This window comes from Exiguobacterium sp. KRL4 (assembly GCF_001870785.1).
In the GTDB taxonomy this organism is placed as follows: domain Bacteria; phylum Bacillota; class Bacilli; order Exiguobacteriales; family Exiguobacteriaceae; genus Exiguobacterium_A.
Genome location: NZ_MOLV01000027.1, coordinates 44,539 through 64,072 on the forward strand (window position 1 = coordinate 44,539; position 19,534 = coordinate 64,072).

A 19,534-nucleotide genomic window follows, 5' to 3' on the forward strand; every position below is an offset into this window, starting at 1 on the left:
TTTTCTCGTTTCTCATGTTCCGGTTCGGTTCCATTTCTCTATCGATGATATGGTAAAATGGAATTCTGACGATAAAGATGAAATTGGAACACGCAAACGAAATCTCTAAAACTATGACGTGTCGAGGTGCCGGATGAACATACAATTTGAAGAATTGAAGATGTATACGAACTTTGATGATTTAGCAGACGATTTACTCGATCTTGCGAAAGAAATTCTGCCGGAGCAACTGTTTTACTTGTCCGCCATCGATGATGCCGAGCAATTAATTTTAAAACTGTCCGATGATCAGACCAGTATGCATGTCACGGAAGGGATGGTCGTCGATCTGAATTATTCGCTTTGCCGGCGAATCGATTTTCAAACGAAACAACCATTAGTGTATGAGGATGTCACAAAAGAACCGAATCTCGATGGAATGAAAGAAATACTCGAGCAGGCTAACGTCCGGTCCTATTTAGGGATTCCGATTTCACTGACGAATGGAGAAAAGTTTGGTACTTTGTGTGCCATCAATGATGAAGCCAGTCTGTTTGAGAGCAAGAGTATCGAGTTACTGCAACGGATCGTCCGTCTGTTCTCGTATTATCTGGAACTGGAACGGTTCGTCTGGCGCGATACGTTGACCGATCTCTACAACAGACGGTATTTGATGAACCGCTTCGATACGCAACCTCACGAAGTGGGAGCACTCTTTTTCCTCGATTTGGACGGTTTCAAGAAAATCAACGATGTTTATGGACATGACGCGGGTGACACGGTATTACAAGAAGTGGCAAGACGGCTTCAATCGCTGATTGCGGGACGAACATCAGTTTGCGCCGTTCGCTTGGGCGGAGATGAGTTCGTGCTCCATTTTGCCTGTTGCGACAGTCAGGAAACGTTGGTCCGGCAAGCAGACGAAATCCTTTCCTGTCTGAGTAAGTGGGATGCGTATGACCTGACGGCGAGTATCGGAATCGTCTCCTACAAAGACTCTGACATCAGCTTAAAAACGTTGCTCCGCCAAGCAGATATCGCGTTATATGAAGCAAAATCATCGGGGAAAAACAGGTACAAATTGTTTAACGAATGATTTTCCGAAAAAACGCAAAAAAACACCATGAATTTCGATGTCTTCTTTACCGGAAGCGTACGAAATGGCATGGTGTTTTTGTTTGTCGTCAGACGGTCAGTTCAATCGTCAGACTTTCCGGATCGAGAAAAACACTTTCATAATAGCCGTCTCCTGTCAGACGCGGACCGTCGAGGCGGGTATAGCCGTCCTGTTCGAGTCGGTTCGTCAACTGATCGACAGCGAAGCGGCTCCCAAGTGAAAAGGCGATGTGGGCATAACCGAACCGGTCGCGCGGGGCTTCGTGAACGATATCCGTCCGGTGCATCAATTCAAGCCGGGCTCCTGATTTAAAGTGCAGGAAATAAGATGAAAACCCTTTTGTCGGATTGTGGTACAACGCATTGGCCTGTGCCTCGAAATACGTCTCATAAAAGGTTCTCATTCGTTCAAGATCCTTGACCCAGATGGCGAGATGTTCAATTTTCATGATAGAAAACTCCTTTTCTGATGAATTAAGAAGCGCGCGACAACGCCCGTTTGGCGAGGACACGATTAAGACGTTCGGAACAAAGAAACAGGAACAAAATCATCAGGAATCCTGTCACGGGGAACAACTGCAACGTCAAGAGCGAGGCGAGAACACCAAACAAGGGCGGTAAAAACGTACTGCCGCTGTAAGCAAATGCCATCTGGATCCCCATCAAGCGTTTCGCCGCATCCCGTCCGAAGCGGACCGGTGTTTCATGTAGCATCGCCGGATAAATCGGAGCGAGTCCAAGACCAATCAGGATGAAACCGGTGAACATCAGACCGTTGACCGGAATAAAGAACAACAGGCTGCCGAGCAGGGCGGTGCCTTGTCCCGTCCGGATCAACTGACGGTTCGTCATCCGTAGCGATAAGAAACCACTCAAAAACCGCCCGACCGTGATGCTGCCGTAATAGACGGAAATCCAGGTCGCGGCCGTCTGAACCGAAAACGACTGTACTTGGACGAGATAACTGCTGCCCCATAATCCGATCAAGGCTTCAGCACCACAATAGAGGACAAATGAAGCGAGTGCAAACGGTAGTCCGACTAACCGTTTCGACGGAGTATCGGTTAACGCCAAATTGTCTGGTGCATCCGAGACAGCAACCGGTGCCTGTTTCCAAAGCGGCAAACTGAGAAGAAGCACGAGGGCAAGACCAAACTGGGTCAAGGCGACGGTCAAATACCCGCTGCGCCAGTTTCCGGATTCGCTCATCATCGCCGCCATGATCAACGGACCGGTAGTTGCGCCAACACCCCAAAAACAATGCAGCCAGTTCATATGATGGGCTTTGTAGCGGATCGCGACAAAATGATTCAGGGCAGCATCGACGACGCCGGCTCCGAGTCCAAGCGGAATCGAGAGCAGAAACAGCCAGATCAACGACGGAGCGAGATAAAAACCGAGCAGGCTACTCGCTGTGATTGCGGCACAAAACGCTGTGACATGACTCGTCTCAAACCGGTTGAGAATCTTACCGCTGAACAGGCTCGAGATAATCGTTCCGCCGGCAATCGTCATGAACAACCAACCGGCGACTTCGAGATCGGCACCGAATTCCGTCCGCATGACGGGCCAGGCAACGCCGAGCAAGGAGTCCGGCAAGCCTAAACTGATAAACGCCAGATAGATGATGCTGAGTAACAAGATACCACTCATGAAGAGGTCCTCCTGTTCGTTGATAAAGGTTGTTCGGTCAGAAGCTGCATGCCGAGTCGGGTCAAACCGTTCAGGTAATCCGTTTCCCAGTCACTCCGGACCAAGAGCGGGATATGTGCTTCCGGAATGTATTCGGTTGTCCTGATTCGAATCTGTTCCAAATCGTGCTCTGTCAGTTCCTCCCTGTTAAAGATCAACAGACGCGGATTCAGTGTTGCGGCGAACGTCGTCGTCAAGCGGCTGATGGCATCAATCGTCTGGGCGTCCAAGGTGGTTTGCCGCTTGGCGATCGCCTGTCCGAATGTCATCTTGTCGTATTGCGGGACGACGGAAATTTCACCGGCAAAATGACTGCTGCCGCGCACGAGCTGTCCGTTGATCAAAATCCCGGAACCGGGACCATTTTTTCCTAAGTACAAATAGATCAACGATTGTAGATTGTGCTGATGTGCTTCATGAAATCCGATCACAGCCGCATTCATGTCATTTTCGACGACGACCGGTAGCCGGAACTCGGATTCAAGCGTCTGTTTCAGATTGAGTTGTTGCAGGGACGGATAGTCCGGTGCAAAAAAGACTTGTCCGTTTTCGACCGATGCCGCAACACCGACGCTCAAGAAAGTGATTTGTGGATTCGGTTCAAGCAATCGGTGAATCAAGCGGAATAAAGCCGGAACGTGCGGTTGATTTTTTTCGACCGGTTCCGTACCAGACGACAGACCCGTTCCGATGGCATCGAAGATCTGAAATCCAATCGCATCGAGTTCAAGGTACAGGGCGAGTCCGTGAGCGTGTTTCGCCCGGTACTGGTATTGTTTCGCCGGACGTCCGCCGTTCGAGAGTTCCGATATCTGTTCGTCGATTTCACCATGTGCGATCAATATATCCAAGTGCTTTTTGACCGTCGGAAAACTGGCCGACAACACACGACTGAGTTCAGGAATCGTGTTGATCTGTTGAAACAGGATGGCTTGACGGAGTTGTTTTACTAAATCGGTATTGGTTCCAGCCATAGGTAATCTCCTTTTTACTTTTTAAAATATTTTAATAAGTAGTCGGATTGAGTGTAGCAAGCAGGGACGCAAATGGCAAATGATTTTAAAAGATTTTTATACAAAAAATACGCTAAGGTAATCGATTTGATCGAAGACCTTGGCGTATTTTCAACAGCGGTGTCTGTCATCTGTTCATGAAGGTCATGTCATCAGGCAACGAAAGTCTTGTTAATAATGCGAGTTCTTCCTCCCGTTGTGTCGTATACGAACTGACTCCTCGAAGATCCGCATCGACATAAGCCGGGTGGACCATGATTTCGACCGAATCGGTATCGAGTGAACGCAGTTCCTGCCACAAGTCGAGATAAATTCCTTCGCCATAAAAACCGGTATACAGTGTGTCCGTCAACAGATAGTCCGGATGAGCGGCAAGTGTCGGGGCAAAACGGACAGGCACCCCGTAACACCGAGCCAACTCTAACACGACTTCCTGCAACGGATCCCACCCGTGGATGTGGTGATGACTGTCGATATGATGCAACGGCAAACCGGTTGCTAAAAAAGCTTCGATTTGGGCGGTCCATTCCGTCAAGACGTCTTCTTGAGAAGGGGGAACCTGTTCCGCATATTGGTTTGTAAAGCGGAACTGACCGGACGCATCCGTTAATGTCGTGGTGGTCGTCGTCAACGGGCGTCCGTAAGAGAGCACAAGGTGAACCCCGACCTTCAGTTCCGGGAATCGTTTCGCTTGTTGCACAGCATACGGGACGGCCCGTCCATTCATCATCATCGTCGTTGCCTGCACGATTCCGCTTTGGTGTGCCCGAATGATGCCGTCTGTTATGCCGCGTGTCAAACCAAAATCATCGGCATTGATGAGAATGTTCATAATACGTCACCCGCAGCATAGTGACGTTCGATGACAAAGTTTGTCTTGTCGCCTCTGAAATAAGAGCGCGAATACTCAATCGGTTCACCGGCACTGTTTTCAGCGACCGTTTCGATATAAAAACACGGCATCCCGAGTTCACAATTCAAATGTTCACTGATTCGTTCGTCTGCCAACGTGATTTCAAGTGACTCAGTTGTTTTGGCGACGGAGATTGCGAATGTCTCGCGGAGCGTCGTGTATAACGAATGTTCCGCTTGTTTTTTTGTGATGCCAGGCGCGATGTGCCAAGGGATATAGGAAATCTCATATTGGGTCGGTTCGTCATTGGCCCGGCGAATCCGCTCGATCCGTTGAATCGGGTCATTGAGCGTGACATGCAATTTTGCGACGATTGCCGCATTTGCCGGAACGACTGTTAAATCGACGGCCGCAACATGCCCCCGTTTGCCTTGCACGGCAAGTTGTTCGGTATAGGTGTCCGGTGTATCGGACAAGGTTTGGCGTACTTTTTGATCGGCGACGAATGTCCCTTTCCCTTGCTGACGAATCAAATACCCTTCAAGGGTGAGCTGATTCAAGGCGGCGCGGACAGTTGTCCGGCTGACATCAAAATCTTCACAAAGCTCATATTCGGTCGGTAATTGCTGACCGGCTTGATAGAGTCCCGATTTAATACGTTCTAACAACTCTTCTTTGATATAGGAGTGTAACGATTGGTTGGTTTCCATGACGGACCTTCCTTCACGAGTTTTCTTTTATTGTAGCGATAAAAGACAACTGAATGCAAATGTTATAACAAGTTATGAAAATTTGTATTAATACATTTAATATTTGTATTTACATTTGTTTTTTTTGTATGATACATTACAATCAAGAAAAAGAGGAAGCGGTTACGAAAAAACGGGAGGTTGTTATCATGGGCATCAAAGTCGTCATCATCGGAGGTGGATCAAGCTATACACCTGAATTAATCGAAGGGTTCATCAAACGGTATGAATCCTTTCCGGTCTCTGAAATCGTCTTATGTGACATTGAATCCGGAACAGACAAGTTGGACATCATTACCCGGCTTGCAGAGCGGATGATTCGCCGATCCGGCTTGCCGATTCGTTTAAGCGCTACCTTTAATCGGCGCGACGCTCTGGAAGGGGCAGACTTTGTATCCACACAAATTCGCGTCGGAGGGTTGGAGGCACGGGCACTCGATGAACGGATTCCTTTGAAACACGGATTTATCGGTCAGGAAACGAATGGCGCGGGCGGGATTTTCAAAGCATTCCGGACGATCCCCGTCCTGCTCGAGCTGTCAAAAGAGATGCACGAAATCTGTCCCCATGCCTGGCTGATTAACTTTACGAATCCAGCAGGCATCGTGACGGAAGCGTTATTGAAGCACGGTCCGCACCAAAAAGTCATCGGCGTCTGCAACATTCCGTTTAACATGCGGAACTCGACTGCCGAAGTCTTACACGTCGATGTCCAGCGCGTCTCAATCGAGTTTATCGGTTTAAATCATTTCGTCTTTGGACGCCGGGTCTTTGTCGACGGAAGCGACCAGACAGAAGAGGTGATGCAGCGATTGATGACCAAACAACTCGATTTTTCACCGGCGAATATCGTCAGCCTCGGTTGGTCCAATGCCTTCTTGCAAGCCGTCAACATGTTGCCGAATCCGTACCACCAGTACTATTTCCAAACCACCGAGACGCTCGAGAAGGACCTCGCCGCCTACAACACGAACGGCACCCGGGCCGAGATTGTCCAGGAAGTCGAACGGACATTGTTCGAAGCCTATCAGGATGAACAGTTGGACGAAAAACCGGCTGAACTCGAATTACGCGGTGGCGCGTATTACAGTGATGCTGCCTGTTCCCTGATGGATTCGATTTACAACAACCGCGGAGACATCCAGACCGTCAATACATTAAATTGCGGGGCGATTTCCGACTTGCCGGTCGATGCCGTCATCGAAGTCAACGCCGTCATTACGAAAGAAGGTCCGCTCCCGATCGCGGTCGGACCACTACCATTATCCGTCAAAGGATTGATTTTGCAGATGAAGCAGATGGAAGAACTGACGATTCAAGCCGCGTTAAGCGGATCAACCAAAGACGCTTACTTAGCCTTTTTGATGAATCCATTGATTCAAGATGAAAAGCGGGCGCAACCGCTACTCGAGGAGATGTTGCTTGCGCACGCAGCATGGTTACCACAATTTCAATCCAAGGAGGAGCAACGGACATGAATAAATTCATTGAAATCGCAGGAAGAATCGGTGCCCAACGCCATCTCGTCGCGATACGGGATGGATTCGTCGCCATTATGCCCCTGATCATCGTCGGGTCTCTCGCGATACTGATCAATAACTTCCCCGCCATCGGCAGTCTTGATTTCGTCGGTTGGATGAACGGGCTGTTTGGAGAAGGAAACTGGCAAGGGCTAGGGGGGAACATCTGGAACGGATCGTTTGCGATTTTAGGATTGCTGGTGGCTTTTTCGATCGCCTACAGCCTGGCTAAAAGTTACGATGTCGATCCGTTGTCGGCAGGGTTGATTTCCGTCGCCTCCTATATCATTCTCGTTCCGGTCACGAAAGACTGGGGACTCAGTTTTGCCTGGCTCGGCGCGCAAGGACTATTCGTCGCCATCATTCTTTCTCTTTTGACGACCGAGCTGTTTCGCATCTTACTGAAGACACGGTTGACAATCTCGATGCCGGATGGGGTTCCGGATGGTGTCGTCCGCTCGTTCCAAGCATTGATTCCGGCAACGTTGATTTTGATCCTCGTCGGCGGATTCCAATTATTTATGACACTCGCCATTGAATCAAGCCTGTTTGAAGTCATCTTCAACAGTATCCAAAAACCGTTACAAGGATTTGGAGACACGCTTCCGGCTGCGATTGCGATTGCCTTTTTAAATCATATCCTCTGGTTCTTCGGCTTACATGGAACAAACATCATTGGAGCCGTCATTGAACCGATTTATCTGCCGTTGATTCAGCAGAACTTGGAAGCATTCCAAGCGGGGACTTCTGCTTACGACGTCCCGAATACGGTAACGAAACCTTTCCTCGACTCCTTCGTATTCATAGGGGGTTCCGGTACGACACTTGCTCTTCTCTTTGCCATTTTCTTTGTCATCCGTGAACAGAAAAATCATCCCTACCGCGAAGTTGCCAAGTTATCGACACCCGCTGGATTATTCAACATCAACGAACCGGTAATTTTCGGCTTACCGATCGTCTTGAACCCGATCATGTTGATTCCATTCATCTTGGTGCCGGTCACATTGACGATCGTGTCCTATGTCGCGTTGTCGACTGGACTAGTGCCAAAAACCGTTGCGATTTTACCATGGACGACACCGCCTTTAATCAGCGGATATCTCGTGACAGGCGGGAGTTGGCGCGGAATCGCACTACAAGTCGTCAACTTGACGCTCGCGACAGCGATTTATGTCCCGTTCGTCGCAGCAGGTGTCCGGGCGATGAAAAAACAAACAGAAGGGAAGCTGGCAAGCTGATGACAGAAGAACTGCAAATCCTATCGTTTACAATGATTCTTCATGCAGGTAATGCCCGTTCGGCAGCAATGGAATCCATTCAGGCTGCCAAAAAAGGAGACCTCTCGTTGGCACAAACCAAACTGGAAGAAGCCAATCAAGAAAGTCTACAGGCGCATCGTGCCCAAACGACCTTACTGCAGGACGAAGCAAAAGGGCTTGAGACGCCGTTATCGATTCTATTGATTCATGCCCAAGACCATTTGATGACAGCGATGACCGTCAGAGATTTAGCTGTCGAGATGGTCGAACTGTATACGCGACTCACACGACTGGAGGAAAAATCATGAACATTTTACTCGTTTGCTCGGCCGGCATGTCGACATCCATCTTAGTTCGGAAAATGCGTGAACAAGCTGAGGCACAAGCTCTTGATGTGACGATCGAAGCCATTCCCGAAAGTGAATTATCGCATCATTTGGATCAGACGGATGTGATTTTAATCGGACCACAAGTCCGGTATTTAGAAACGAAGATTCGCCAAGTAGCAGAACCAAAAGGGGTTCGCGTCGCGATCATCAATCAGATGGCGTATGGTCTGATGAAAGGGGACTTGGTCCTCGAACAGGCTCAATCCTTATTAACAGAAGCTTAATTATCTCCACGTCAGTAAGTAAAGCCGGTCTATTCTGCCGATTTTACTTGCTGACGTTTTTTTATCTGAACATGAATCGATAAAGCAACAGGAACAGGATAAACATGAACTGTGAAGAAGTAGATAGAATCGTATATCGCTTCAACATTCAATCCGGAAAGAAGGGTTCTTATGAAAGTATTGCTGACTTCAGGCGGCATTCAAAATGACAGTCAACGTCGTGCACTCGTCGACTTACTCGGAAAACCGATTGCGGAGGCACATGCACTCTGTATTCCGACGGCCGTTTACGGAATGAAGGAGGGTCCGTACCATGCTTACTCATTCATCACAGGAACCGGTTCAGCACCGATGTGTGAATTAGGATTTCAATCGGTGGGTGTTCTCGAATTGACGGCACTACCGAGTCTGGATGAATCACTCTGGGTACCGCTTGTCGAACAGGCAGATGTGCTGTTGGTGAATGGCGGAGATCCCTTATTTTTAAACTACTGGATGAAAAAGTCTGGTCTAGCCACACGGTTACCGACGTTAAAAGCAGTTTACGTCGGGTTAAGTGCCGGTAGTATGGTTCTTACGCCGCGGATTGGTCAAGCGTTCGTGGAGTGGACACCGCCTCATACAACGTCGGATGAAACCCTTGGATTGGTTGATTTTTCGATTTTCCCGCATCTGGATCACGAACTGTTACCGGAAAATACATTGGACGAAGCCGTCAAATGGGCGGCTGATCTCACGGGACCATCCTATGCAATTGATGATCAAACGGCGATTCAGGTTGTTGATGGCGTAGTGGAAGTGATTTCAGAAGGTCACTGGAAACGATTTGATTAAAACGGAGGAATTCATGGACATCACAACACGATTACACGTCGAACGAATCGAAGAGTGGCGCAATTGGTTGGAAAGTAACCATTTAACAGAGACTGAGATTTGGCTCGTCTTCTATAAAAGGGATGCGCGTGACTACCAGTTGGATTATATCGAGACGGTTGAGGAAGCGCTTTGTTTTGGCTGGATTGACGGAATCAGCAAAAAGATGGATGACTCAACAAAAGCCCAACGCTTTACGCCACGCCGTAAAAACAGTCACTGGACGGAACTGAACAAGGAACGGGTCCGTCGTTTGACGGCACTCGGAAAAATGCACGAACAGGGAATAAAGGTGTTGCCGAACTTAGCGACACCGTTTGACATCGATGAAGCGATTCTCGAGGAACTAAAAAAAGATGCAGCGACCTATCAGTTTTTTAAGACGTTGCCGGATCTTTATGTTCGGGTCCGAGTCAGTTACATTCAGGAATACAAGCCCGGTAGTCCGGAATACGAAAAACGGTTGGCCAATTTTTTGAAATACACGGCACAGGGAAAAATGCTCGGACGATGGGACGACGGCGGGAAATTAACGGGGAATTACAGGGGAGACGACGATGATATCTGATGAAAAGAAGAGACCGACTTTTGGTGTGAAATTGAAAGAGCGAAACTACCAGTACAAGCAAAGTGTCTATGGTGTGGCATACGATCAGCGACAGCAGACATTTTTAACCGTCGAGACCAAATGGAATAATCTTTTGTTGCCGGGTGGGGGAATCGAGCGGGGAGAAACACCGGAGCAAGCACTTCACAGGGATCTGCTCGAAGAGACGGGATTTACGATTCGAATTGAGGCGCCAATCGGCCGTGCCGAGCAGTACGTGCTGACACCGGACGGAGAAGCGATTCTCAACGACGCGTTCTTTTTTAGAATGACGTTACATGAACGGACACAAACAGCAGTCGAAGGGGACCACCGTTTGGTCTGGTGTAGCTTTCATGAAGTCGACGATCTGTTTCATGCCCATCAGGTATTCGGGATTGTCACGAATACTCGATGCTTTTTCGTTTCTGGAATCCTATGACGAGTTAAAAGAACAAGGTTATCTTTTGATCCATTTTGCTCCACGTCCACGTCCTGACGGTTTGATGAGTCCTTCATCCCGAAGTTCACGCAGAATTCGATTAATCGTTGCCTCGCTGACATCAGGACAGGCGTTTCGGACATCTGCTTTATTGAACGGTGTAATGCGGCTTTCGACAAATTGACGAATTCGTCCGGCCTTGTTTTGATTGCCGGTCGTAATCAGTCCGACGCGCTCCTCCAGTTCCTTATACGCGGCAAGGATTGTACTCAACAGGTAGTTGATCCATGGGAAAGGATCCTGCTGATTCTGATGCCAGTGGATAGAAGACAGTCGAAGCGATTCATAGTAGTCTTCCTTACGCGACTCGACAATCTTTTCCAGACTGATGTACCGTCCAACCTCGAAACCTTCCTGGTAAAGCATTAATAGTGTTAATAAGCGTGACATCCGACCATTTCCGTCATTGAATGGATGAATCGACAAGAAATCTAGTACAAAGAGGCTCGTCAAGATAAGTGGATCGACGTCTTCTTGTTGCCGCCGCTCACGCAGACTATCGCATAATGCTTGAACTGCGGCAGGGGTCTCGAATGCCGGCACCGGAACGAAGCGTGTCCGTCGTGTCCCGTCAGGAAACGTCTCGCTGATTTCGTTATCGACGTTTTTCCAACGACCACCTTCGACAGGAACGAATTTATAAAGTTCCTTATGAAGTTGTAATAACACGTTCGCATTGATTGGGATATCTTGTGCCGAAGCATGAATCAAATTCAAGACATCGCGATAACCGGCAATCTCTGCCTCTGAACGGTCGGCTGGATCGGCTGATTTCGACATGATGGTATGGAGGCGGCTTTCTGTGACGACAATCCCTTCAATCGCGTTCGATGCCTTCGTTGACTGGATGACGGCGACGTCTCGTAACGTATTGAGGATTTGAGGAGCTTGTTGTTTATATAGATCTTGTTTTCCTTTATATTCATTGATCCGGCTGATCAAGCGGACTGTTTCCATCGGTAGTGCAATGGTATTTAAATAACGATACGTATAGTTTCTCACATGTAGCGCCTCTTTCATTAATAGACTCATTGATAGCTAAACATGTTCATTTATTAGAGAAATGAGTATGTTTAATTAAACTATAACGTATTTAAACGTGTTCAAAAAGAATAAACATACTCATTTTAGGGTGAAATGAGTATGTTTATTAAAAAATGAACTAATTAATATGGATTTAAAACGGTTAAACATACTCAAAATCAATCAAAATGAGTATGTTTAGCGATAAATGAGTTAATTTATGATTAGCAGTTAATGTTTTTTGTCATTCAAACGATTGTGGCTATTCGTAATGTCACAAAATCGGTGACAATAGCCGCGAGATACTCTCCTTAAAGCGGATCATCCGTGGACGGGCAGCGTATTTTTCCCGGGTCAGCAAGGCACTGTCGGCAACATCGGACAAAAAGAGCAGCTCCAGTTCTTCCGCAATCGTCGCATCGTACAAAATCGCATTCATCTCGAAGTTCAACCGGAAACTCCGGGCGTCGATGTTCGTCGTCCCGACCGATGCGATTTTCCCGTCGACGACAATCGTCTTCGCATGCATGAATCCGATCTCATACGTGTAAACTTCGGCTCCGTGTTGAATCAATTCGCCGACTGCCGCATATGTCGCCCAGTAGACAAAGGGATGATCCGGCTGGTTCGGAATCATGATTTTGAGGGAGACACCGGAAGCCAAGGCAATTCGGCAGGCATCCATGAAACTGGCATCAGGAATAAAGTAGGGCGACTGGATGTAAATCGATTTATCCGCCGTATGGATCATCTGAATCAGCATATTTTTCAAGTATTCCGTTTCCGACGTTGGACCGGACGTCACGATTTGAACCGGCACCCGGTCCGTCGCGACTTCAAGCGGTGGAATCGGGGCGGTCGACCAGTCCGTCCGCTCGTTGCTTGCGGCGTCCCAGTCCTGTTCAAAATGGAACTCGAGTTCTTCGACGACTGGGCCGAGAACCCGGAGGTGGGTATCCCGCCAGTAGCCGAAATGTTCGTCTTCTCCGAGGTATTCCGATCCGACGTTAAAGCCGCCGATATACCCGATTTGCCGGTCGATCGTACAGAGTTTCCGGTGATTCCGGTTGTTGATCCGCAGGTTTAAGATACCGAGCGGCGAAGAGAAGAAGGAGCGGACTTCACCACCGTCTTGTTTGAACGCCGCGAAGTCCTTCGCTTTTAGTTTCCACGAGCCGACGGCGTCATACAGAATCCGGACTTTGACGCCGCGTTTTGCCTGTTCAAACAAAGCGTTCAGTAGCCGGTCGCCGAGCGGATCACGTTTTAAAATGAAGTATTGAATGTTGATTTCGACTTGGGCGCTCTGTATGTCAGCGAGCAACGTATCAAATTTTTGATGACCGTCGAACAGCGTCCGGACATCGGTCGCTTCCGTCAACAGGGCTCCTGACGAGCGGTTTGCTTGAATCAACTTCCGGTACGGGTAAAGCGGTGCTTCGCGGGGGACATCGTCGTTTGCTTGCACCAAAAGCTCTTCTTCGCGCGCCAACCGGCGTGCTTCCGGGACATGATAAAACGTCTCTTGTTTCAACGACCGGCCAAACAATAAGTAAATCAAAAAGCCGATGACGGGTAAGAAAAAAAGAATCATCAGCCAGGCCCAGGTGGCACTGACATCACGCCGTTCGAAAAACAGGATGGCGATTGCCGCAGCGACGTTGGCAAACAGGACAACATAGAGCAAAACCGGCAAGATTAGGGTATAGTCCATCAATACGAACACCTCGTTTTCAGAAAGAATGATTTCGATGGGAGGGAAGGCAGCATGTTTTCGGAATGGATCCGGTTCATCTCGAGTATCTTGTTCATCCCGATTTCGGATGATTTGTTGGTCATCCGCCAAATCAGCAGCTGGTTACGCCAGGATCAAGCACTCATCCTGATTTTTTTATCCGTCTGGTCCGCCTGTTTCGTGTGTTTTAATCTGTTTTACGGCATTCCCCGTATTTTTCGCGAACTTCCCTTCTTTCAAAAGTTATTGACCAATAAACATCTTGCGAAAGCCGAAGTGATTCTCCAGGAGAAAGGAACGGTCGCCATTGCCATGTCGTTTTTCCTGCCCGGTGTCCGGCGTCCGATTCATTATATGGCAGGACTGCTCGCCTATCCGTTTCGCCCCTACGTGCTCGTGACATTAGCCGGAACCGGCGTCTATGCGTTGCTCTGGACGATTCTCGTCAACCGTCTTGGTGCCTACGGTCTGTTGAACCGCTTTTCGACATGGTGGGCGACCCATGGTGGTGTCCTGCTGCTTCCAGGTCTGCTCGCACTCTGTCTCTTTTTAGTGTGGTTTTTCTGGGACCGAATTCGGAATTGGTTTGTCCGCAAGTAACGCTGTCTTGCGTAATTTAGCGAGCTTAATCACATTCAGCACCGTGACCTTCGCGACGGCGTAAAACGGGACGGCCAACAACATACCGAGAATTCCCGCCAGTTGCCCGGCAACGAGCAGGACGACCGTAATCGTAATCGGATGTACCTTCAAGGATTTTCCCTGAACGAGCGGGGAGATGACATTGGCATCAAGTTGCTGGATGATCGTGATGCCGATGATGACATATAAGCCTTTGATTGGTTCATCCAAGAAGCCGATCAGGACAGCCGGTGCAGCGCCAAGGAACGGTCCGAGGTACGGGATGATATTCGTCGCGAAGATGAACAGACCAAGCGGTAAGAAGTACGGGACATCGAGCCACCAGAGGACAAGTGTTGCGAGACTCCCGACGAATGTACAGACAATCAGTTGCGCCCGGACGTAAGAGCGGATCGTCCCGTTCATGTCTTTTAGAATCAGCAGGGCTTCCTTGCGGTAACTGATTGGGATGAACTGGACCAGCGCATTCGGTAATTTTTTTCCGTCGACCAACATGAAGACGTATAAAAAAAGGGCGATGAATAACGTGAAAACGGTCGAGGCAATCAACTGAATCAGCCAAAGCACGGAACCGGCAATCGAGGAAAAGACGTTCCCGAGGAGTGCAGTCGCGCTTTTCATCGAACTTTCGACCGATGAAAACTCGCTCTCGAGTGACGGAATCGACGTCCCGTATTTGGCATAAAGCGACAGGGATTGTGTGTACAGACGTTCAGCAAAACCGGGGACGGCACTGATGAAGGCAAAAAGCTGTTTCGTGATCAGCGGGAATAACGTCAAAAGAAATACGATGATGAGCGCAAGCAACAAAAGCAAGACGATAAAAATCGCCAGTTTACGCGACCGGAGACGACGTTCGAGTGAATCGACGAAACCGACGGAGAGGTAAAATAAAATTCCGGCGATGATGAACGGGGTGAAAATCGTCGTAAACAGGACGAGTAACGGATAAAAAAGAAAGTCGACCTGTCGTGCCATATAGATGATGCCAAGTACTAGCAGGATGAACAGACCGATACGAAAGGAACGATTGGAAATCAATCCGGACAAGGCAATCTCCTCCCTCAAAAAATAAGTGGCATGTTGTATCCTTTCCCCGAAATTGCTGGAAATAGCGTGAAAATTCTGAAAGATATGTGCCTTTTCACATTTAATTGTTATTTGCTTGAAAAATGGGGTAATCATAAACTAACTTGAATTTATTGTTTAGACACATGTCATGCCGTCATCGTTCAGCAAACCTGAAAGCCACTTCCGTCATGGGAGGTGAAGCGGTTGGCGCAAGTAAAAGATCCGGTCATCGAAGACCGTTTGTTGCAACATTCCATCTTTAGTTCTCTTTTCTTATCAGTGTTTGGCATTGCTGCCGGATTCCTTCTTTCTTCCTCCTTTGTTCTGTTTGACGGACTTTATGCATTGCTGAGTGTCGTCTTAAGTGTTTTTTCGCTTCGAGGTGGTCGGTTCATCACCGTCAAGGATGATGTCCACTTTCCGTTTGGCAAAGAATCATTGGAACCCATTCTTGTTTTCTTTCAATATCTCATCGTCTTTCTCCTACTTATTTATGCATTTGTCGCTGCTATTGACACCATTCGGTCGGGTGGTGATCCGGTCGAACTGGGGTTTGTCATCGGCTATCTGACAATCAGTGCCTTGATTGCGCTTGTCGTGTATCGCCATCTGAAGCAACTCAACCGGTCCGCGCGCTCGATTTTAGCAACAGCGGAAGTTGAACAGTGGCGACTGACGGTCATCATGGGAATCGGTGCAGTCGTCGGTTATGGAATCGCCGGGATTGCGACTTGGTTGTCTTTTGAAAACGTCGCCCGGTACGTCGATCCGGTCATGCTGATGCTGATCGTCTTGTTTCTGATTCGTTATCCGGTCAAGGAGATGGTTCAAGCGATGCGGGAAATGCTGGGGATGTCGACGAGTGAACGGTTGATGATCGACATCAAACAGAGTGTCGCCAAAATCGTCGATGAATACGAAGTCGACGATATGTACCTCCGGATCTCGAAAACAGGCAGTCTGATTTTCATCGAAATTGATCTGATTGTCGCCAAAAATTACCGCTACGATTCGATTTTGGAACAAGACTTGATACGTGAACAAATCGACGCGGCACTTGAGTGGTTGCCGCAAACCAAGTGGCTCACCGTCGCGTTTACAGCCAATCGTAAATGGGCGGAATGAATAGGAGGGACTCCGATGTCAACGACACGACTGATCCAAGAATTCATGGAACTGGTTCAAATCGACTCCGTATCTTATGCGGAAGGTCCGTTTCAACAGAACTTGATCAGGCGTTTTCAGACGCTTGGTCTGACCATCGACGAAGATGCGACGAAAGAAAAGACGGGACTGGGCGCTAATAACTTCGTTGCCCGGCTCGACGGAGATACGTCGATTAAACCGGTCTTTTTCTCGTCACATATGGATACGGTGTCTCCCGGTCAAGGCATTCGTCCGCTTGAACGGGACGGACGGATTGAGTCCGACCGGACGACGATCCTTGGCGCGGACGATAAGGCGGGAATCGCCATCATGCTGGAGTTGGTCAAACGTTTAAAAGAACAGCAGATTCGGCACGGTCCGATTGAATTCATCCTGACAGCCGGAGAAGAAGTTGGGCTCCTCGGTGCAAAGGCGGTCGATATGTCGATGCTGCAGGCGAAATTTGGTTACGTCCTCGATAACGGCGGACCAGTTGGCGGTATCATCACGACGAGCCCGTCGATGTATCGCTTGGATATCCGACTGACCGGTCGCGCTGCCCATGCCGGACTCGAGCCGGAAAAAGGGATTTCGGCGATTGAAGTCGCGGCCCAAGCGATCAGCCGGATGAAACTGGGGCGAATCGATCACGAAACGACGGCGAACATCGGTCAGGTGAAGGGTGGGACGGCGATGAATGTCGTCATGGAACACCTCGAGCTCGTCGCGGAAGTCCGCTCGTTTGATCATCAAAAGTGTCTTGATCAGGTCGAAGCAATCGAAAAGATTTTAAACGAGGAGGTGACACGATTCGGCGCTAAACTCCACTTTAAGGCGACAGCGCTCATCACCGGCTATCATTTCGAAGACAACCATCCGTTGCTCGCACATGCCAAACACTGTCTGGAAACCATCGGTCGTCCTGCCCGGTTTGAACGCAGTGGTGGTGGAACGGATGCCAACGTCTTTAATGAACAAGGCAAAGTCGTCGTCAATGTGTCGATCGGTTATGAAGAGATTCATACGGTCGAGGAATATATTCCAATCACCGAGTTCGAACAAGCCGTCGTTTTTGCATTGGAACTGGTCCGGCAGATGCCGTCCTTCCCAGATCCGTCAGCGTAAGGGGGCCGGGTGATGAAACTGTTTCGTGAAACCGTTTTGATTATCCTGGCCATTTTTGTCCTCGCTGCCGGCATCAATCTCTTTTTAGGACCACATCATGTCGCAGCAGGCGGCGTCACCGGGATCGGGATTTTGCTCGAAGAAGTGTTGGGCATTGACCGCTCGATTGTCGTACTGGTGTTGAATGTGTTGATGCTGTTATTTGCGTTTATCTTTTTAGGCAAAGAAGTATTCTTAAAGTCCGTTCTCGGCAGTCTGATGCTGCCTCTTGCACTAGGGATTATCCCGGAAACGATGATTGTGTCGGACCGGTTCTTTTCCGTCGCCTTTGGCAGTGTCCTGTTTGCGATCGGGGTCGCTACGCTTTATTGGTTCGGAGCGTCAAGCGGCGGGACGACGATTCCACCGTTGATTTTCCACAAATACTTTAAGTTGAATACGTCCGTCGGCTATTTTTTGACCGATGCGACGATTGTCGTCTTTAACATCTTCGTCTTTGGTCTGGAAGAATTTTTGTTTGCTGTCGCTTCGATCGTCATCACGACCTTTGTCATGGGCTATATCGAAATCGGGCTGGAACGGAAAAAAGCGATCTTCGTCACGAGTGAGTTGCATACGGACGAAATCCGCAATTACCTGTTGACGTCGCTCGACCGGGGGATGACGGTTTTTCGCGTTGAAGGCGGCTACTCGGGCGAACAGAAAAAAATGCTGATGGTCGTCATGAAACGTTCCGAATATGCCGCTGTCATCCGGGCGATTCATCAAATTGACAGCGGGTCCTTCATCATCGTCTACAATGTCGCCGACGTTCATGGTCTCGGGTTTAACTACCAACCGGTCGTCTAAAAGGGAGGAACACGTATGCAACCGATTATTGCCTTCACGATCATCATGCTCATCTGGACGGTCAGCGATTATATTTCGAAAAAAACAAAGGCCTTATTATCTTCCTTATTTGTTGCCTCAATCATCTTTTTGATCGGATTCAAGACCAACCTGTTCCCGGAAGATCTCTTACCGACGTCCTCATTGCTGCCACTCGGTCAAACCGTCGTCGGGATGATCATCGTCCATCTCGGGACACTCATCAGTCTCGATGAATTCAAACGGCAATGGAAAACCTTTTTGATTGGGGTGTCAGCCGTACTGGGGATTAGTGTCTTGCTTTTTACGGTGGGTCGCCTGTTCCTTGATACGAATTATGTTCTCAGCGCAATCGCTGCCGTCAGCGGCGGGACGATTTCCGTCATCATCGTCCAGGAACAGGCATTGAATGCCGGATTGATCTCAGTCGCCGTCTTTCCGGTCTTGATCGCCGCCTTACAAGGGCTGATTGGTTTTCCGCTGACGTCCGTCATCTTACGGAAGGAAGCGTTACGGATCCGGGACGGGGTCCGGGATGGCAGCATCACGAAAAAAGCCGCACTCGATCCGGCAGAAACGTCCGAGAAAAAGACGATTTTACCGGAACCGTTCCAAACGACAGCCGGGACGTTGTTTGTCGTCGGTGTCGTCGTCATCGTTTCGTCGTTCCTCAGTGGACTGACGAACGGCTGGCTGAATACGTTCGTCATCGCCTTATTGCTCGGGATTGCGTTACGGGCGACGGGCGTTCTCAAGCCAAACGTCTTAAATGGAATCGATGCGTATGGTTTGATGATGCTTGCGATTCTATTGATCATCTTCGGACCGCTCGCGACCACTTCATTTGCGGATCTCGTCGAACTGTTTGTCCCATTGTTGATCGCCTTCATCCTTGGTGTGTTAGGGATCGTGTTGTTTGCGATGCTTGCCGGGAAGTTACTCGGATATTCCTATTCGATGGCGATTGCAATCGGTTTGACGTCACTATATGGTTTTCCAGGTACATTGATTCTCAGTCAGGAAGCGGCTAAAAATATCGGGGAGACGGAAGACGAGGTCCAAATCATCGAAGACGAAATCTTACCGAAAATGGTCGTTGCCGGATTTTCGACCGTCACGATCACATCCGTCTTTATCACCGGTATTTTAGCATCATTCATCTACTAACAG

General features: G+C 48.8%; 21 protein-coding genes. 13 read left to right on the top strand and 8 right to left on the bottom strand.

The features are described 5' to 3' along the window. Window positions 1–133 precede the first annotated feature (133 nt). A complete protein-coding gene (locus tag BLD48_RS13460) occupies window positions 134–1,075 on the top strand; it encodes a sensor domain-containing diguanylate cyclase (RefSeq protein WP_071500666.1) in 942 nt (313 codons plus the stop codon). Window positions 1,076–1,163: 88 nt separating this feature from the next. Here the strand turns inward: BLD48_RS13460 and BLD48_RS13465 are convergent, their stop codons facing one another. The 5 genes from BLD48_RS13465 to BLD48_RS13485 form a co-directional block, all read right to left on the bottom strand. After that, on the bottom strand, window positions 1,164–1,544 hold the full coding sequence (locus BLD48_RS13465) for a VOC family protein (RefSeq protein WP_071500667.1): 381 nt from the start codon (window positions 1,542–1,544) through the stop codon (window positions 1,164–1,166). Between the two features lie 25 nt (window positions 1,545–1,569). Further along, window positions 1,570–2,748, bottom strand: coding sequence for an MFS transporter (locus BLD48_RS13470; RefSeq protein WP_071500668.1), 1,179 nt, complete (start codon window positions 2,746–2,748; stop codon window positions 1,570–1,572). Further along, window positions 2,745–3,761: an ROK family transcriptional regulator gene (locus BLD48_RS13475; protein WP_071500669.1), complete on the bottom strand. Its 1,017-nt coding sequence runs from the start codon at window positions 3,759–3,761 to the stop codon at window positions 2,745–2,747. The genes BLD48_RS13470 and BLD48_RS13475 overlap by 4 nt, the downstream gene beginning before the upstream one ends. A 166-nt stretch (window positions 3,762–3,927) precedes the next feature. Beyond that, complete coding sequence (chbG, locus tag BLD48_RS13480; protein WP_071500670.1) at window positions 3,928–4,632, bottom strand: chitin disaccharide deacetylase; 705 nt, start codon at window positions 4,630–4,632, stop codon at window positions 3,928–3,930. Continuing rightward, the gene (locus BLD48_RS13485; protein WP_071500671.1) at window positions 4,629–5,363 is read right to left on the bottom strand and encodes a GntR family transcriptional regulator; all 735 of its coding nucleotides are present in this window, start codon (window positions 5,361–5,363) and stop codon (window positions 4,629–4,631) included. Before BLD48_RS13485 ends, chbG begins: the two co-directional genes overlap by 4 nt. A gap of 188 nt (window positions 5,364–5,551) precedes the next feature. On the opposite strand from BLD48_RS13485, the gene BLD48_RS13490 reads away from it, so the two are divergent. From BLD48_RS13490 to BLD48_RS13520, 7 genes are all read left to right on the top strand, one after another. Beyond that, window positions 5,552–6,880, top strand: coding sequence for a 6-phospho-beta-glucosidase (locus BLD48_RS13490; RefSeq protein ID WP_071500672.1), 1,329 nt, complete (start codon window positions 5,552–5,554; stop codon window positions 6,878–6,880). Then, a complete protein-coding gene (locus BLD48_RS13495; RefSeq protein WP_071500673.1) occupies window positions 6,877–8,160 on the top strand; it encodes a PTS sugar transporter subunit IIC in 1,284 nt (427 codons plus the stop codon). Before BLD48_RS13490 ends, BLD48_RS13495 begins: the two co-directional genes overlap by 4 nt. Beyond that, complete coding sequence (locus BLD48_RS13500; protein ID WP_071500674.1) at window positions 8,160–8,489, top strand: PTS sugar transporter subunit IIA; 330 nt, start codon at window positions 8,160–8,162, stop codon at window positions 8,487–8,489. Before BLD48_RS13495 ends, BLD48_RS13500 begins: the two co-directional genes overlap by 1 nt. After that, on the top strand, window positions 8,486–8,794 hold the full coding sequence (locus BLD48_RS13505; RefSeq protein WP_026833095.1) for a PTS sugar transporter subunit IIB: 309 nt from the start codon (window positions 8,486–8,488) through the stop codon (window positions 8,792–8,794). Before BLD48_RS13500 ends, BLD48_RS13505 begins: the two co-directional genes overlap by 4 nt. Window positions 8,795–8,965: 171 nt before the next feature. Next, window positions 8,966–9,628, top strand: coding sequence for a Type 1 glutamine amidotransferase-like domain-containing protein (locus tag BLD48_RS13510; protein ID WP_071500675.1), 663 nt, complete (start codon window positions 8,966–8,968; stop codon window positions 9,626–9,628). A 13-nt stretch (window positions 9,629–9,641) separates the two neighbouring features. Beyond that, window positions 9,642–10,235 (top strand): YdeI/OmpD-associated family protein, encoded by a 594-nt coding sequence (locus BLD48_RS13515; RefSeq protein WP_071500707.1) that lies wholly within the window; start codon window positions 9,642–9,644, stop codon window positions 10,233–10,235. Continuing rightward, complete coding sequence (locus tag BLD48_RS13520; RefSeq protein ID WP_071500676.1) at window positions 10,225–10,695, top strand: NUDIX domain-containing protein; 471 nt, start codon at window positions 10,225–10,227, stop codon at window positions 10,693–10,695. The genes BLD48_RS13515 and BLD48_RS13520 overlap by 11 nt, the downstream gene beginning before the upstream one ends. Window positions 10,696–10,713: 18 nt before the next feature. On the opposite strand, the gene BLD48_RS13525 is transcribed toward BLD48_RS13520, so the two are convergent. Next, window positions 10,714–11,757, bottom strand: a complete 1,044-nt coding sequence (locus BLD48_RS13525; protein WP_236630036.1) for a Fic family protein — start codon at window positions 11,755–11,757, stop codon at window positions 10,714–10,716. 295 nt (window positions 11,758–12,052) lie between these two features. Then, window positions 12,053–13,492, bottom strand: coding sequence for a cardiolipin synthase (cls, locus tag BLD48_RS13530; RefSeq protein ID WP_071500678.1), 1,440 nt, complete (start codon window positions 13,490–13,492; stop codon window positions 12,053–12,055). Between the two features lie 54 nt (window positions 13,493–13,546). Between cls and BLD48_RS13535 the strand changes: the two genes are divergently transcribed. Then, window positions 13,547–14,113, top strand: a complete 567-nt coding sequence (locus tag BLD48_RS13535; protein ID WP_071500679.1) for a DedA family protein — start codon at window positions 13,547–13,549, stop codon at window positions 14,111–14,113. Here BLD48_RS13535 and BLD48_RS13540 read toward each other — a convergent pair. Continuing rightward, the gene (locus BLD48_RS13540) at window positions 14,063–15,205 is read right to left on the bottom strand and encodes an AI-2E family transporter (protein WP_083412335.1); all 1,143 of its coding nucleotides are present in this window, start codon (window positions 15,203–15,205) and stop codon (window positions 14,063–14,065) included. The two genes, BLD48_RS13535 and BLD48_RS13540, sit on opposite strands and share 51 nt — an antisense overlap. Before the next feature lie 225 nt (window positions 15,206–15,430). Here BLD48_RS13540 and BLD48_RS13545 point away from each other — a divergent pair, with 225 nt between their 5' ends. Genes BLD48_RS13545 through BLD48_RS13560 form a run of 4 tightly spaced genes read left to right on the top strand, consistent with a single transcriptional unit; the run spans window position 15,431 to window position 19,531 of the window. After that, entirely contained in the window at window positions 15,431–16,351 is a 921-nt protein-coding gene (locus tag BLD48_RS13545) for a cation efflux transmembrane domain-containing protein (protein WP_071500680.1), read from the top strand. A 15-nt stretch (window positions 16,352–16,366) separates the two neighbouring features. Continuing rightward, entirely contained in the window at window positions 16,367–17,497 is a 1,131-nt protein-coding gene (locus tag BLD48_RS13550; RefSeq protein WP_071500681.1) for a M20/M25/M40 family metallo-hydrolase, read from the top strand. Window positions 17,498–17,509: 12 nt separating this feature from the next. Beyond that, entirely contained in the window at window positions 17,510–18,346 is an 837-nt protein-coding gene (locus BLD48_RS13555) for a YitT family protein (RefSeq protein WP_071500682.1), read from the top strand. A gap of 15 nt (window positions 18,347–18,361) precedes the next feature. Continuing rightward, entirely contained in the window at window positions 18,362–19,531 is a 1,170-nt protein-coding gene (locus tag BLD48_RS13560) for a hypothetical protein (protein WP_071500683.1), read from the top strand. Window positions 19,532–19,534 lie beyond the last annotated feature (3 nt).